The organism is Serratia sp. ME47 (genome assembly GCF_903970925.1).
Taxonomy (GTDB): domain Bacteria; phylum Pseudomonadota; class Gammaproteobacteria; order Enterobacterales; family Enterobacteriaceae; genus Serratia; species Serratia ureilytica.
In genome coordinates this window covers 1-14068 of the sequence record NZ_CAJCKE010000038.1, presented here as the reverse complement: position 1 = coordinate 14068, position 14068 = coordinate 1, and the positions used below count along the sequence as shown (strand labels likewise).

Annotated in this window: 13 protein-coding genes, 2 tRNA genes and 1 rRNA gene; 3 read left to right on the top strand and 13 right to left on the bottom strand. The window is 60.6% G+C overall.

Annotated elements, in window-relative coordinates; genetic code table 11:
* Positions 1–22 precede the first annotated feature (22 nt).
* Positions 23–913, top strand: a complete 891-nt coding sequence (gene ilvY / locus H7A77_RS23500) for an HTH-type transcriptional activator IlvY (RefSeq protein ID WP_004929971.1) — start codon at positions 23–25, stop codon at positions 911–913.
* Between the two features lie 10 nt (positions 914–923).
* Here ilvY and H7A77_RS23495 read toward each other — a convergent pair whose 3' ends face one another.
* From H7A77_RS23495 to H7A77_RS23455, 9 genes are all read right to left on the bottom strand, one after another.
* Positions 924–1625, bottom strand: a complete 702-nt coding sequence (locus H7A77_RS23495; protein WP_182074722.1) for a DUF2461 domain-containing protein — start codon at positions 1623–1625, stop codon at positions 924–926.
* A gap of 21 nt (positions 1626–1646) precedes the next feature.
* A complete protein-coding gene (locus H7A77_RS23490) occupies positions 1647–2180 on the bottom strand; it encodes a hypothetical protein (protein ID WP_046687959.1) in 534 nt (177 codons plus the stop codon).
* Between the two features lie 53 nt (positions 2181–2233).
* Positions 2234–3778, bottom strand: a complete 1545-nt coding sequence (gene ilvA, locus H7A77_RS23485; RefSeq protein WP_016930473.1) for a threonine ammonia-lyase, biosynthetic — start codon at positions 3776–3778, stop codon at positions 2234–2236.
* Between the two features lie 5 nt (positions 3779–3783).
* On the bottom strand, positions 3784–5634 hold the full coding sequence (ilvD, locus tag H7A77_RS23480; protein ID WP_015379395.1) for a dihydroxy-acid dehydratase: 1851 nt from the start codon (positions 5632–5634) through the stop codon (positions 3784–3786).
* A gap of 107 nt (positions 5635–5741) precedes the next feature.
* A complete protein-coding gene (locus tag H7A77_RS23475) occupies positions 5742–6668 on the bottom strand; it encodes a branched-chain amino acid transaminase (protein WP_033645378.1) in 927 nt (308 codons plus the stop codon).
* Positions 6669–6691: 23 nt separating this feature from the next.
* Positions 6692–6949 carry an acetolactate synthase 2 small subunit gene (gene ilvM / locus H7A77_RS23470; protein WP_004929955.1) on the bottom strand — a complete coding sequence of 86 codons (258 nt, stop codon included), beginning with the start codon at positions 6947–6949 and terminating at the stop codon, positions 6692–6694.
* On the bottom strand, positions 6946–8592 hold the full coding sequence (gene ilvG, locus H7A77_RS23465) for an acetolactate synthase 2 catalytic subunit (RefSeq protein ID WP_033645379.1): 1647 nt from the start codon (positions 8590–8592) through the stop codon (positions 6946–6948). The genes ilvM and ilvG overlap by 4 nt, the downstream gene beginning before the upstream one ends.
* 142 nt (positions 8593–8734) lie before the next feature.
* On the bottom strand, positions 8735–8833 hold the full coding sequence (ilvL, locus tag H7A77_RS23460) for an ilv operon leader peptide (RefSeq protein ID WP_013814970.1): 99 nt from the start codon (positions 8831–8833) through the stop codon (positions 8735–8737).
* Positions 8834–8966: 133 nt separating this feature from the next.
* The gene (locus H7A77_RS23455) at positions 8967–10199 is read right to left on the bottom strand and encodes an MFS transporter (RefSeq protein WP_033645380.1); all 1233 of its coding nucleotides are present in this window, start codon (positions 10197–10199) and stop codon (positions 8967–8969) included.
* Positions 10200–10540: 341 nt separating this feature from the next.
* Between H7A77_RS23455 and H7A77_RS23450 the strand changes: the two genes are divergently transcribed.
* Positions 10541–12064 carry a YifB family Mg chelatase-like AAA ATPase gene (locus H7A77_RS23450; protein WP_033652691.1) on the top strand — a complete coding sequence of 508 codons (1524 nt, stop codon included), beginning with the start codon at positions 10541–10543 and terminating at the stop codon, positions 12062–12064.
* A gap of 28 nt (positions 12065–12092) precedes the next feature.
* Here H7A77_RS23450 and H7A77_RS23445 read toward each other — a convergent pair whose 3' ends face one another.
* Positions 12093–12431: a DUF413 domain-containing protein gene (locus H7A77_RS23445; protein ID WP_004929946.1), complete on the bottom strand. Its 339-nt coding sequence runs from the start codon at positions 12429–12431 to the stop codon at positions 12093–12095.
* Positions 12432–12550: 119 nt separating this feature from the next.
* Between H7A77_RS23445 and hdfR the strand changes: the two genes are divergently transcribed.
* The gene (hdfR, locus tag H7A77_RS23440; RefSeq protein WP_033645382.1) at positions 12551–13378 is read left to right on the top strand and encodes an HTH-type transcriptional regulator HdfR; all 828 of its coding nucleotides are present in this window, start codon (positions 12551–12553) and stop codon (positions 13376–13378) included.
* A gap of 269 nt (positions 13379–13647) precedes the next feature.
* Here hdfR and H7A77_RS23435 read toward each other — a convergent pair.
* From H7A77_RS23435 to rrf, 3 genes are all read right to left on the bottom strand, one after another.
* A tRNA-Trp gene (locus H7A77_RS23435) sits at positions 13648–13723 on the bottom strand.
* A gap of 51 nt (positions 13724–13774) precedes the next feature.
* Positions 13775–13851: transfer RNA gene (locus H7A77_RS23430), tRNA-Asp, on the bottom strand.
* Between the two features lie 94 nt (positions 13852–13945).
* Positions 13946–14061, bottom strand: a 5S ribosomal RNA gene (gene rrf, locus H7A77_RS23425).
* Between the last annotated feature and the right edge of the window lie 7 nt (positions 14062–14068).

Sequence of the window (14068 nt, the reverse complement as noted above, 5' to 3'; positions counted from 1 at the left end):
CTCTCACTGCGAGCGTATCGATATGGATTTACGTGATTTAAAGCTGTTCCTGCATCTGGCCGAAAGCCATCACTTCGGGCGCACCGCCAAGGCGATGCACGTCAGCCCGTCGACGCTCTCCCGCCAGATCCAGCGGCTGGAAGAGATCCTCGGGCAGCCGCTGTTCCTGCGCGATAACCGCACCGTGCAGCTCACCGACGCCGGCGAACAGCTGAAAGAATTCGCCCAGCAAACGCTGCTGCAATATCAGCAGCTCAAGCACTCGCTCGGCCAGCACGGCCCTTCGCTGAGCGGCGAACTGCGGCTGTTCTGCTCGGTGACCGCCGCGTACAGCCACCTGCCGCCGATCCTCGACCGCTTCCGCGCGCAGCACCCACTGGTAGAGATCAAGCTGACCACCGGCGACGCCGCCGACGCGGTCGACAAGGTGCAGTCTAACGAGGCCGATCTCGGCATCGCCGGCCGGCCGGAAACGCTGCCCGCCAGCGTGGCGTTCACCAAAATCGGCGAAATTCCGCTGGTGCTGATCGCGCCGGCGCTGCCCTGCGCGGTGCGCAGCCAGGCGTTCGCCGACAAGCCCGACTGGGCCGAGATCCCCTTCATCTTGCCGGAGCACGGCCCTTCGCGAAAACGCATCGAACTGTGGTTCCGCCGTCACCGCATCAGCAATCCGCTGATTTACGCCACCGTCGGCGGCCACGAAGCCATCGTGTCGATGGTGGCCCTGGGCTGCGGCATCGCGCTGATCCCGAGCGTGGTGGTGGACAACAGCCCGGAACCGGTGCGCAACCGCATCTCGCAGCTGGATAACATCTCGATGGTCGAACCGTTCGAGTTGGGGGTCTGCGTCCAGAAAAAACGCCTCAGCGATCCGCTGATCGACGCCTTTTGGCGATTGCTGCATCCCCGCTGACGCGGGGTTTTTACAGGTCGGCCGGATCGACCTGCTTCATCGCCTCCACCTGCATCAGCCAGTGATAGAGCGGCTCAAGCTGCAAAAATGCCCCGGCCAGCAGCGGCGCCAGATCGGCGTTGAACAGCTTTTCCACCGCGCTGTCGCTGACCATCACCGCGAACGATTTGCGGTTGTACCAGGTGGCGATCTCCGCCGCCTGCTCCTTGACCAGCGGACGCTTGTAGCTCTCGCCCACCAGCTCGAACGGCGGCCGGCAACAGGCGGCCACCTCCAGGAAAGGCTGCGGCCGCTGTTTCAGCGTATGGCGGAACAGATCCATGGTCGGCTTGTTGGCGCTGTAGTAACCGAGCCCATAGCGCAGCATGTCCGGCCCCAGTTCGAAAAAGTAGACCGGCGCATCTTTCCAGTCTTTGCTCGGGCGCTTGAACGTCAGCCACATGCGGCTGCGGTAGCGCGACTTGTCGTGAGAAAACCGTGTATCGCGATGAATGCGCGACAGCGTTTTGCCGATCGCCGGGCGAGTCTCGAACTGCGGATCGATCGCCAGCATGCTGGGAGCAAGCTGCTCCACCAGCGCGCGAAACGGCGCCAGCAGCTCGCGATCGTAGATGCCGCGGTTGCCGTCGAACCACGCCTTATCGTTCTCGATCCGCACCTGCTGCAGGAAATTCAGACCCTGCTGGCTAAAGCCGGAGAAAGGTTGCGTCATAAGTTTTTCCGTTCTGACGGTTTATCGGGTATTGCGCAGATCTTCCCTCTGCCAACGGCGTTTGATAAACACGCGCCGACGCGTGCGGAAATAGGCGACATACAGGTAGAACGCCGCCCGGTTGCTGAACAGCGCCCCGCCAACCGCGCCCCCCAGCAGCAGGGCGCCGGTGGCGATGCCGGTCATGCCCGCCGCCCACGCCGCCGCGCCGCCGAGGCAACACAGACCGAGCATGCCAAGGTAATATTGCAGCAATACCACCCCACTGTTTTTACCCTGCACCAGTTGGAACAGGATCAGCGTCATCCACACCGCCACGATCGCGCCGCTGCCCATCAACACGGCGGCGGAGGTCTTGCCGCTCCAGGCGGCCGCCACATCCGTGACCAGACCCATCACGCCCGCCAGGCCCAGCATCAGGCACACCATCAGCAGCATGACGTTGCCGACGCCCGGTGGTGACAGCCGCTGGCCCGGCGTCAGGAAATGCTGCTCGAGCTGCGCATCCACGCCGGCGAAAAGCGCACGATCGCGCGCCGCGATTTGGCTTTCCATTTCCCGGCCTTCTACCGCTAAACGGGACAACCGGTCGGATAAACCCACCGGACTCACCCCTGCAAAAAGAAGCGGAACGCCGGGTTGTCGGTTTCGTCGTGGCAATCGTAGCCCAGCGCCTGCAGGTGCCGCTCGAATTCCGGCTCGCTTTGCGCCAGTTCAAAGGCCGCCAGCACCCGGCCGAAGTCGGTGCCGTGGCTGCGATAGTGGAACAGCGAGATGTTCCAGTGCGTGCCCAGCGTTTGCAGGAACTTCAGCAGCGCGCCCGGCGACTCCGGAAACTCAAAGCTGTACAGCCGTTCGCGCAGCGGCTTCGACGGACGCCCGCCCACCATGTAGCGCACGTGCAGCTTGGCCATCTCATCGTCCGACAGATCCACCACCTGATAACCGCCGGCGTTGAGTTCGTCGATGATCTCCCGTCGTTCGGCGTGGCCGCGCGTCAGACGCACGCCGACGAAAATGCAGGCGTTGTCGGCATCGGCGTAGCGGTAGTTGAATTCGGTCACCGAGCGCCCGCCCAGCAGTTGGCAGAACTTGAGGAAGCTGCCCTGTTGTTCCGGAATGGTCACCGCCAGCAGCGCTTCGCGTTGTTCGCCCAGTTCGCAGCGCTCGGAAACGTAGCGCAGCCCGTGGAAGTTGAGGTTGGCGCCGGACAGCACGTGCGCCAGACGCTCGCCCTGAATGTTGTGCTGCTGGACGTACTTTTTCAGCCCCGCCAGCGCCAGCGCGCCGGAAGGTTCGGCGATGGCGCGCACGTCCTCGAACAGATCTTTGACCGCCGCGCAGATGGCGTCGCTGTCCACGGTGATCACGTCGTCCAGATACTCACGGCACAGGCGGAACGTTTCGTCGCCGATGCGTTTCACCGCCACGCCTTCGGCGAACAGCCCGACGCGCGCCAGATCCACCGGATGGCCGGCATCCAGCGCCGCGCGCAGGCAGGCGGAGTCTTCCGCTTCGACGCCGATCACTTTGATCTGCGGCATCAGCTGTTTGATCAGCACCGCCACCCCGGCGGCCAAGCCGCCGCCGCCGACCGGCACGAAAACCCGATCCAGATGCGCGTCTTGCTGCAGCAGCTCCATCGCCAGCGTGCCCTGCCCGGCGATCACCGTCGGATGATCGAACGGCGGCACAAAGGTCATGCCCTGCTGTTGGGAAAGCTCGATCGCCTTCGCTTTTGCCTCGTCGAAATTGGCGCCGTGCAGCAACACTTCACCGCCGAAGCCGCGCACCGCATCCACCTTGATGTCCGCGGTGGACACCGGCATCACGATCAGCGTTTTGATCCCCAGCCGTTTACCGGAGAAGGCGACGCCCTGCGCGTGGTTGCCGGCTGAAGCCGTCACGACGCCGCGCGCCTTCTGCTCTTCGTCCAGCCCGGCGATCATCGCATAGGCCCCGCGCAGCTTGAAGCTGTGCACCGGCTGGCGATCTTCGCGCTTCACCAAAATGGTGTTGCCGAGGCGCGAAGAGATTTTGCTCATGGCCTGCAACGGGGTGACTTGCGCCACCTCGTAAACCGGCGAGCGCAGTACCGCTCGCAGATATTCCGCGCCGCAGGGGGCGCTGGGTAGGGGTTGAGAGACCGCCATGCTGCTTATCCCCCCAGTTTGCTCTTGTCGCGCACCGCGCCTTTGTCGGCGCTGGTGGCCAACGAGGCGTAGGCGCGCAGCGCGAAGGACACCTGACGTTCACGGTTTTTCGGCGTCCAGGCCGCGTCGCCGCGCGCCAGTTCCGCCTCATGCCGCGCCGCCAACTCCTGCTCGCTGACATCCAGCTGGATGCCGCGATGAGGAATGTCGATCGCGATCATGTCGCCGTCCTGCACCAGGGCGATCAGGCCGCCGTTAGCCGCTTCCGGCGAAGCGTGGCCGATGGACAACCCGGAGGTGCCGCCGGAGAAACGCCCGTCGGTGATCAGCGCGCACGCCTTGCCCAGCCCCATCGATTTCAGGTAGGTGGTTGGGTAAAGCATTTCCTGCATGCCCGGCCCGCCTTTCGGCCCTTCGTAGCGAATCACCACTACGTCGCCCGCTACCACTTTGCCGCCGAGGATCGCTTCTACCGCGTCGTCCTGGCTTTCATACACTTTGGCCGGGCCGCGGAAGGTGAGGATTTCCTTGTCGACGCCGGCGGTTTTGACGATGCAGCCGTTTTCCGCCAGGTTGCCGTACAGCACCGCCAACCCGCCGTCCTGACTGTAAGCGTGCTCACGGGTACGGATGCAGCCTTCCTTGCGGTCGGTGTCCAGCGAATCCCAACGGCAATCCTGGGAGAATGCCTGCGTGGTGCGGATACCGGCCGGCCCGGCGGAGTACATTTTCTTGACGCTTTCGTCGCGGGTCAGCATCACGTCGTAGGCTTCCAGCGTCTGCGGCAGGGTCAGCCCCAATACGTTGTTCACCTCGCGGTTCAGCAAGCCGGCGCGATCCAACTCGCCGAGGATGCCGATCACGCCGCCGGCGCGGTGCACGTCTTCCATGTGATATTTCTGCGTGCTCGGTGCCACCTTGCACAGGTGCGGCACTTTGCGCGACAGACGATCGATGTCTTCCATGGTGAAGTCCACCTCGCCTTCCTGCGCCGAAGCCAGCAGGTGCAGCACGGTGTTGGTTGAACCGCCCATGGCGATATCCAGCGTCATGGCGTTTTCGAACGCCGCCTTGTTGGCGATATTGCGCGGCAGCGCGCTTTCGTCATCCTGCTCGTAATAACGTTTGGTCAGCTCGACGATGCGCTTGCCGGCGTTGAGGAACAGTTCCTTGCGATCGGCGTGGGTGGCCAGCAGCGAACCGTTGCCCGGCTGCGACAGGCCCAGCGCTTCGGTCAGGCAATTCATCGAGTTGGCGGTGAACATGCCGGAGCAGGAACCGCAGGTCGGGCAGGCGGAACGCTCGATCTGCTCGCTGTCGGCGTCGCTGACGTTCGGGTTCGCGCCCTGGATCATCGCGTCCACCAGATCCAGCTTGATGATCTGGTTGGAGAGTTTGGTTTTGCCGGCTTCCATCGGGCCGCCGGAAACGAAGATCACCGGGATGTTCAGGCGCAACGCCGCCATCAGCATGCCCGGGGTGATTTTGTCGCAGTTGGAGATGCACACCATTGCGTCGGCGCAGTGGGCGTTCACCATGTATTCGACCGAGTCGGCGATCAGCTCGCGCGACGGCAGGGAATAGAGCATGCCGCCGTGGCCCATGGCGATGCCGTCATCCACCGCGATGGTGTTGAACTCTTTGGCCACGCCGCCTGAAGCCTCGATCTGTTCGGCGACCAGTTTGCCCAGATCGCGCAGATGCACGTGGCCCGGCACGAACTGGGTAAAGGAGTTGACCACGGCGATGATCGGCTTGCCGAAATCGGCGTCGGTCATCCCGGTCGCGCGCCACAATGCGCGGGCACCCGCCATATTGCGGCCGTGGGTGGTGGTGGCGGAACGGTACTTAGGCATGCTCTTTTCACTCCAAATGTATTTATGGCAGGCGGCGAACGAACCGCCTGGATATTTCTTATCTTGTCTGTCTTGTCGTCCGCCACGCTGCGCGGCGAGCCTTGTCGTTACGGGTTTACCGGATCCAGCCACCCGTATTTGTCTTCGGTCTTGCCGCTGAACAGGCCGAAGAACGCCTGTTGGATCTGTTTGGTCACCGGGCCGCATTTGCCGATGCCGACCTGAATGCCGTCCACGCTGCGCACCGGCGTGATTTCCGCCGCGGTGCCGGACATGAACACTTCGTCGGCCAGGTACAGCGATTCGCGCGACAGCACCTGCTCGCGCACGTCGAAGCCCATGTCTTTCGCCAGCTTGATGATCGCGTCGCGGGTGATGCCCGGCAGCGCCGACGAGGTGAACGGCGGGGTATAGAGCACGCCGTCTTTCACTTCAAACAGGTTCTCGCCCGCCCCTTCGGAAATGTAGCCGTGCACGTCGAGCGCGATGCCTTCCTGATAGCCGTGGCGGCGCGCTTCGCTGCCCACCAGCAGGGAGGAAAGATAGTTGCCGCCGGCCTTGGCCGCAGTGGGGATCGTGTTTGGTGCGACGCGGTGCCAGGAGGAGACCATCGCATCGATGCCTTGATCCAGCGCTTCTTCACCCAAATAAGCGCCCCAAGGAAACGCCGCGATAATCACGTCCGTTTTATAACCGGCCGGCGGGTTGACGCCCATGCCGACATCGCCGACGAACACCAGCGGACGAATGTACGCGCTGACCAGGTTGTTCTTGCGCAGCGTAGCGCGGCAGGCTTCCATCAGCTCGTCGACGCTTTGCGACACCGGCATGCGGTAGATTTTCGCCGAATCGTGCAAGCGCTGCATATGCTCGCGATGACGGAATACCACCGGCCCCAAGTGCGAGTCATAGCAGCGTACGCCTTCAAACACCGACGTGCCGTAATGCAACGCGTGCGACATCACGTGCACTTTGGCCTCGGCCCAAGGAACCATCTCACCATTGAACCAAATGTAATCGGCTTTCTTTGTCATTGTTATTTATCCTTCTCGGCGCCTCAGGCGCGTATTTGTTGTGATGTTGGCTGCTGGATCTCGACGCAGGAGACGTCCATCAGTTTGCTTAATTGAGATGACAACAGGGCGACCGGACGCGGGCTGGCAACGGTCAATTCGATATTGATGCTGTCGGCGTTGGCCGGGGAAACCATATTCATAGCACAAACCTGAAAGCCGCGATGACGCACGACCCGCAATACGCGCTCTAACATTTCGGGGCGAAAACGCGCCTGGATCGAGAGTTGATGCTGCATCATGATATTTCCTCCAACATGGTTTCGTTGCCGGCGCCCGGCGGCACCAGCGGCCAGACGTTTTCGAGTTCGTCGATAGAGACCTGCAGCAGATAAGGGCCTTCGGTGTTGAACAGCGCCTCGAGCGCGCCCTCCACCTGATCCTTGCGGCTGATGCGCTGGCCGGGAATACCGAAGGCGGCGGCCAGCATCAGGAAGTCGGGGTTATCGGACAGGTTGGTTTCGCTGTAGCGGCCGTCGAAGAACAGCTGCTGCCATTGGCGCACCATTCCGAGGCGCTGGTTGTCCAGCAGCACGATCTTCAGCGGCAGCTGTTTGCGCTTAATGGTGCCCAGTTCTTGCACGTTCATCATGAAGGAGCCATCGCCCGAGACGCAGATCACCGTATCTTGCGGACGCGCGATCTGGGCCCCGACCGCCGCCGGCACGCCGAACCCCATGGTGCCGAGGCCACTGGAGGTGATGAAATTCTCCGGGCGCTCGAACGTCATGTGCTGCGCGCTCCACATCTGGTGCTGACCGACGTCGGTGGTCACCACGCTGTTGGCCGGCTTGCGGGCGGACAGCTGGCGCAAGAACAGCGGCGCGTAAATCGGCTGGCCGGGATGATCGTAGCGGCAGGCGTGATCGGCTTTCAGCGCCGTCACCCGTTGCCGCCAGGCGGCGATGTTCAGCGGGCGCTGCAACGCCGGCAGCAACGCTTTCAGATCGCCCTGCAGGGCGACATGCGCCTGGCGCAGCTTGCTCATCTCCGCCGGGTCGATGTCCATGTGGATCACTTTGGCGTGCGGCGCGAAGGCGTTCAGCTTGCCGGTCACGCGGTCATCGAAACGCGCGCCGACGGCGATCAGCAGATCGCACTCCTGCACCGCCAGGTTAGCGGCCTTGGTGCCGTGCATGCCCAGCATGCCGAGGTACAGCGGATCTTGCGCATCCGGCGCGCCCAGCCCCTTCAGGGTGGCGACGTTCGGCATGCGGGTCACGGCGATGAACTCGCGCAGCGCCGGCACCGCCTGCGCCATGCCCACGCCGCCGCCGACGTACAGCATCGGTTTATGCGCCTGCGCCAGCAGCTCAGCCGCCTCGGCCAACGCCGCCGTCGGTAACGCCGGCGCTTCATCGACCGGCATCAAATGCGGATGCAGGTCGCCTTGCGCCAGCTGGATGTCTTTCGGGATATCGATCAGCACCGGACCAGGACGGCCGCCGGCGGCGATGGCGAAAGCTTCCGCCATGATGCCCGGCAAGGCATCCAGCGATTCCACCAGGAAGCTGTGCTTGGTGCAGGCCAGAGACAGGCCGAGAACATCGATCTCCTGAAAGGCATCGGTGCCGATCAGCGCGGACCCCACCTGACCGGTGATGGCGACAACGGGAACGGAATCGAGCAGCGCATCCGCCAGCCCGGTGATCAGGTTGGTGGCACCGGGACCGGAAGTGGCGATACAGACACCGACTTTGCCGGTGGCGCGGGCGTAACCGATGGCGGCCATGGCGGCGCCCTGTTCATGGCGGCACAGCAGGTGTTCCACGCCGCCGTCGTACAGCGCATCGTACACCGGCATGATTGCCCCGCCCGGATAGCCGAATACGGTATCCACACCCTGCGCACGCAACGCTTGAACTACCCACTGAGCGCCATTCATAGTTATTTCCCCGCCTTACTTCGACAACCGCAGGATTTTTTTCTGTTTTTCATGCTCTGCCCCTTGCTCCACTTTTCTCTTGCCAATAAAAAACCCCCGGACCTGACGGTGCGGGGGTTCTCTTGCGATTCCGGCTTGTTTGCTAAGCCTTTCTTCGTCCAAGTGCAGCCCCGCACGGTGGGATAATAATCACCACCACGCTAATCACGACTAGGCTAATCACTTGGGCAAAGGCTTTCATAATGGGTTTGTTCACTGTGCTCATTCAGAACTAATGCTTACAGAGGTACCACAGCCGCGCGCGACATGACAACACTTTTTTTGCGTTATTATTCGGCGCAATCTGGTCATACCTCACGCGAATCGCCCGGATTTCACACGTTGGCGCGCATACCTGGATTTTTCACCGCGCCGGTGATGGCCTTGCCGCGTGTATCCTTGCCGAAGAACACCAACAGAGCGATCGCCACCGCCACCGTCCCGGCAACCATGGCCATCGCCAGGCCGTAATTATGCCCATGATGCTCGGCGAGGGTGGCTTGCAGCGTGGCGTTGACCGAAGCGATCAGGTTGCCCAGCTGATACACGAACCCCGGCAGCACCGCGCGGGTATTGGCCGGTACCAGCTCGGTCAGGTAGGTCGGCACCACGCCCCAGGCGCCCTGCACCATGAATTGCATCAGGAAAGCGCCGATCCCGAGCATCAGCGAACCGCTGGAAAACGCCCACAGCGGGATCACCGGTAACGCCAACAATGCGGCGATGATAATCGCTTTTTTGCGGCCGATTTTTTCCGATAACGAACCGAAGAAAACGCCGCCGATAATTGACGCGATATTGTAGCTAATGGCGATGATACTGACGGTTTTCGGATCGAAACCATGCTGAACTTTCAGAAATACCGGATACAGATCCTGCGTGCCGTGAGAGAAGAAATTGAACGCCGCCATCAGCAGCACCAGATAGCAGCACAGCTTCCAGTGGCTCTTCAACACCGGCAGCAAGGCGCTGCTTTCTTTACGTTCACGCGCCGCCAGCCACACCGGCGACTCCTGCACGCAATAATAAATAAACGGCAGCAGCAGGATCGGCGCCGCGCCGATGACGAACATGCCGCGCCAGCCGACCGTTTCGAACAGCAGGCCGTACACCACCGCCGCCAGCAGATAACCGAACGGATAGCCGGCCTGGAAAATGCCCGACATCAAGCCGCGCGAGCGGTCCGGTATGGTTTCCATCGCCAATGATGACGCCACGCCCCAGATACCGCCCATCGCGACGCCGTACAACACTCGTAACAGCAAGAAGACCGTCAGCGAGGGCGCGGCGGCGGAGAGCAGCTCAAACACCGAGAAGAAGACGATATTCAGCATCAGGATCGGTTTGCGGCCATATTTTTCCGCAGCGCGCCCGAAGATCAGCGCGCCGATCGGCCGCACCGCCAGCGTGAGCAGAATCGCCAACGTGACCTGTTCCAGGCCGACGTGAAAGGATTGTGCGATGTCGCTGAGTAAGAATACCAGCACGAAAAAATCGAAAGCGTCGAGCGTCCAGCTTGAAAAACTGGCGATTGCCGCATTGCGTTGCAGCGGGGTCCAACCAAACATAGTGTTATCCCTACCGTAGAGTACGAAGTCAGGAGATTTAGCGGCTGCCGGGCAGACTGCGGCGGCGGTCGGAGTGTGTTAAAGAAGTGATTTTTCTTTTAATCAATTGTTAAATACACCCATCAAGCCTATGGCTGCAATGCGTACAGGCCGCTAATGTGTTGCAGGCTTCAGCGAATTGTTAATGGGTATTGCCATAGGCTGCGAGGCGGTTCGCACAATTTCGTTCAATTCGATGAAAATCAGTGATTATGCTGCGAGTTTCATAGAAAAAATGCCAAGAACGCCGCGCGGCACCTGGATAAATCGCGCATCATGCTGCCCTCAGCAAGGAGAGCGATATGTCACTGGCGGTAATCTATAGCCGCGCCATCATCGGCGTTCAGGCCCCTTCCGTAACGGTAGAGGTGCATATCAGCAATGGCCTGCCCGGCCTGACGCTGGTTGGCCTGCCGGAAACCACGGTAAAAGAGGCGCGCGATCGGGTGCGCAGCGCCCTGATCAACAACGGTTTCACCTTTCCCGCCCGCCGCATCACCGTCAATTTGGCACCGGCCGATCTGCCGAAAGAAGGCGGGCGCTACGATCTGCCGATTGCGCTGGCGATCCTCGCCGCCTCCGAGCAACTACCCCTCGCACCGTTGGCACGCTACGAGTTTCTTGGCGAACTGGCGCTGTCCGGCGCGCTGCGCGCGGTCAGAGGCGCCATCCCGGCGGCGCTGGCGGCGGCTGACGCCGGACGACAATTGGTCCTCTCCACGGACAACGCCGCCGAGGTCGGCCTGATTGCGCAGTCACAATCCCATACTGCCCAACACCTGTTGGAGGTCTGTGCCTTTTTGCTCGGTCAGGGCGAGCTGCCGGTAGCCATCACGCCTCCCGCGGCAGACAACCCGCATGAAAACGCCGATCTGCGCGACATCATCGGCCAAGAGCAGGCCAAGCGGGCATTAGAGATCGCCGCCGCCGGCGGGCATAACCTGCTGCTGATTGGGCCGCCTGGCACCGGTAAAACCATGCTGGCCAGCCGACTGACGGGCTTACTGCCGCCGCTGACGGAACCTGAGGCGCTGGAAAGCCTGGCGGTCGCCAGCTTGCAGCATCCTGTTCTCACCGCTTTGCCATGGCGCCAGAGGCCATTTCGCGCACCGCATCACAGCGCATCGATGGCGGCGTTGGTCGGCGGCGGCGCACTGCCGCGCCCGGGTGAGATATCTTTGGCGCATAACGGCGTGCTGTTTCTGGATGAGCTGCCGGAATTCGAGCGTAAGGTGCTGGATGCGCTGCGTGAACCGTTGGAATCCGGCGAGATCGTGATTTCACGTGCCAACGCCAAGGTCTGCTTCCCGGCCAAGGTGCAATTGATCGCGGCGATGAATCCCAGCCCAACCGGGCATTACCAGGGTATGCATAATCGCGCCTCGCCGCAGCAGGTGCTGCGCTACCTGGCCCGGCTGTCAGGGCCTTTTCTCGATCGTTTCGATCTGTCTATCGAAGTGCCGCTGTTACCTCCAGGTACGCTCAGTAAGCGGCAAACTCAGGGAGAAAGCAGCGAGCAGGTGCGGGAAAGAGTGCGACAGGCACGCACCCGGCAGCTCGAACGCGCCGGTAAAATCAACGCGCTGTTAAACAACCGTGAAGTGGAACGGGATTGCGTGTTGCAGGCGGCAGACGCCGAGTTTTTGGAAGCGACATTAAACGCGTTGGGGTTATCGGTCCGCGCCTGGCAGCGCATCTTGAAAGTGGCGCGCACGCTGGCGGATTTGGCGGGGGATGCCGAGATCGACAGGCGCCACCTCAGCGAAGCGCTGAGCTATCGCAGTATGGACCGTCTGCTGTTACAACTGCATCGTAGTCTGGAATAGAAAATGGGGCCCGAAGGCCCCATCGTCTTTAGTCTTCGCTGTCGCTGTAATCTTCTACTGCGTCAGCCTGCGGCTTACCGCCGGACAGCGTATGGAATTTCTTCGGGCGACGTGTGCGCGCCAGATATTTAGCCCATACTTTTTCCTGCTCGGTAGCCGCTTCGCGCTCACCGCGGCACACTGCGACGAACAGCTGTTCTTCTTCAGTGGCCGGCTGGCGTTTACCCGAGTCCAGCTCGTTAAACGCGTAGCCGAAGCGCTCTAGCAATTGCGCCTCTTTAATGGTGAAATCGCCGTGACGGGAGAACCCGCGAGGGTAATGTTTATTATCAAAAAAACGATTGGTCGTGGTGAAGCTATCCGCCATCTGACACGCTCCTAATTCTCTTATGGCCGTGCTGTTTATGGCGCGGAGTATTAGATAGGCTTGACAGCGTGTAAAACAAAACATTTTAATCTTAACGACAAATTTTTTTGGAGATAGGTGTGGATACCGAATTACTGAAAACCTTTTTGGAGGTCAGTAGAACGCGTCACTTTGGCAGAGCCGCAGAATCTTTGTACTTAACGCAGTCCGCGGTCAGTTTCCGCATCCGTCAGTTAGAAAACCAGTTGGGCGCAAATTTATTTACCCGCCATCGCAATAACATCCGCCTGACGCCTGCCGGCGAGCGGCTTCTGCCCTATGCCGAAAGCCTGATGAACACCTGGCAGTTGGCGAAGAAAGAGGTCGTGCGTTCACTGCAACATACCGAGCTGTCGATCGGCGCGACTGCCTCGTTGTGGGAGGCTTATTTGACCCCCTGGTTGCAGTCTCTCTATCAACAAAGAGAGGCGCTGCAGCTCGAAGCCAGGGTGGCCTTAAGGCACTCTTTGGTAAAGCAACTGCATGAAAGGCAGCTCGATTTACTGATCACCACTGAGCCGCCAAAGATGGACGAACTGGCCAGCCAGCAGCTGGGCAATTTCTCATTACGCCTGTTCTCATCCGCGCGTCGTGACAAGCAATCCCCCATGCCGTACATCAAGCTGGAATGGGGGGCCGACTTCCACCAACAGGAAAACCGCATGTTGGAAGGTGATAACGTGCCGGTACTCACGACCACCTCGGCACACCTGACGCGTCAGTTGCTGGAAACCACAGGCGGATGCGCTTTCCTGCCCAGCCAGTGGGAAAAAGAGTATCCGCAGTTGCTTGCCGCCGCCGAGATCCCGCCGATTGTTCGCCCACTGTATGCCGTCTGGTTGCAAAACAGCGATCAACAGCCTTTGATTCGGCAATTACTTAAAATACCTTTAAATACCGCAGCCTAAAGCGCTATGGCGGCCTTAAAAGCCGCCGCCGTGGTCATGGCTGTCTATCATGCCAAAAACCGCCCATCGCCTTCTGAGAGAAGAAAATGCAAAATGGTAGGAGAATCAGGAGGTCGGCGGAGGTAAAGATCGAAAGATCATAAGGCAACTCGGATCAGATAGACATCAGCATAGAGCAGCTAATGCGCTCTTTTCCAAAGCGGGAATGCTCCAAGGGAAGGGATAATAGGTAAAAAAAAACCCTTTGCTTTCGCAAAGGGTTCTTAATATGGCAGGGGCGGAGAGACTCGAACTCGCGACACCCGGTTTTGGAGACCGGTGCTCTACCAACTGAGCTACGCCCCTAAATCTCGCTTAACATTATGCCTGCTAAAAAAGCAGGCATAATTAAATAAGTGGCGGAACGGACGGGGCTCGAACCCGCGACCCCCTGCGTGACAGGCAGGTATTCTAACCAACTGAACTACCGCTCCACCGATTCTTTTACGTTGTATCTTTCGATACCGGCAATATCGCGCTTTGCGATTTGCGCATTACCAGTCGTCACACTGATAACGTTTATTTAATGCCTGGCAGTGTCCTACTCTCGCATGGGGAGACCCCACACTACCATCGGCGCTACGGCGTTTCACTTCTGAGTTCGGCATGGGGTCAGGTGGGACCACCGCGCTATTGCCGCCAGGCAAATTC

Bases quoted from the DNA above. Each gene is read 5' to 3' on its own strand.
- H7A77_RS23455 (WP_033645380.1), bottom strand. From the start codon at position 10,199: ATGTTTGGTTGGACCCCGCTGCAACGCAATGCGGCAATCGCCAGTTTT.
- H7A77_RS23490 (WP_046687959.1), bottom strand. From the start codon at position 2,180: ATGGAAAGCCAAATCGCGGCGCGCGATCGTGCGCTTTTCGCCGGCGTG.
- ilvM (WP_004929955.1), bottom strand. From the start codon at position 6,949: ATGATGCAGCATCAACTCTCGATCCAGGCGCGTTTTCGCCCCGAAATG.
- ilvG (WP_033645379.1), bottom strand. From the start codon at position 8,592: ATGAATGGCGCTCAGTGGGTAGTTCAAGCGTTGCGTGCGCAGGGTGTG.
- ilvD (WP_015379395.1), bottom strand. From the start codon at position 5,634: ATGCCTAAGTACCGTTCCGCCACCACCACCCACGGCCGCAATATGGCG.
- H7A77_RS23495 (WP_182074722.1), bottom strand. From the start codon at position 1,625: ATGACGCAACCTTTCTCCGGCTTTAGCCAGCAGGGTCTGAATTTCCTG.
- H7A77_RS23450 (WP_033652691.1), top strand. From the start codon at position 10,541: ATGTCACTGGCGGTAATCTATAGCCGCGCCATCATCGGCGTTCAGGCC.
- ilvL (WP_013814970.1), bottom strand. From the start codon at position 8,833: ATGAAAGCCTTTGCCCAAGTGATTAGCCTAGTCGTGATTAGCGTGGTG.
- ilvA (WP_016930473.1), bottom strand. From the start codon at position 3,778: ATGGCGGTCTCTCAACCCCTACCCAGCGCCCCCTGCGGCGCGGAATAT.
- H7A77_RS23475 (WP_033645378.1), bottom strand. From the start codon at position 6,668: ATGACAAAGAAAGCCGATTACATTTGGTTCAATGGTGAGATGGTTCCT.
- ilvY (WP_004929971.1), top strand. From the start codon at position 23: ATGGATTTACGTGATTTAAAGCTGTTCCTGCATCTGGCCGAAAGCCAT.
- H7A77_RS23445 (WP_004929946.1), bottom strand. From the start codon at position 12,431: ATGGCGGATAGCTTCACCACGACCAATCGTTTTTTTGATAATAAACAT.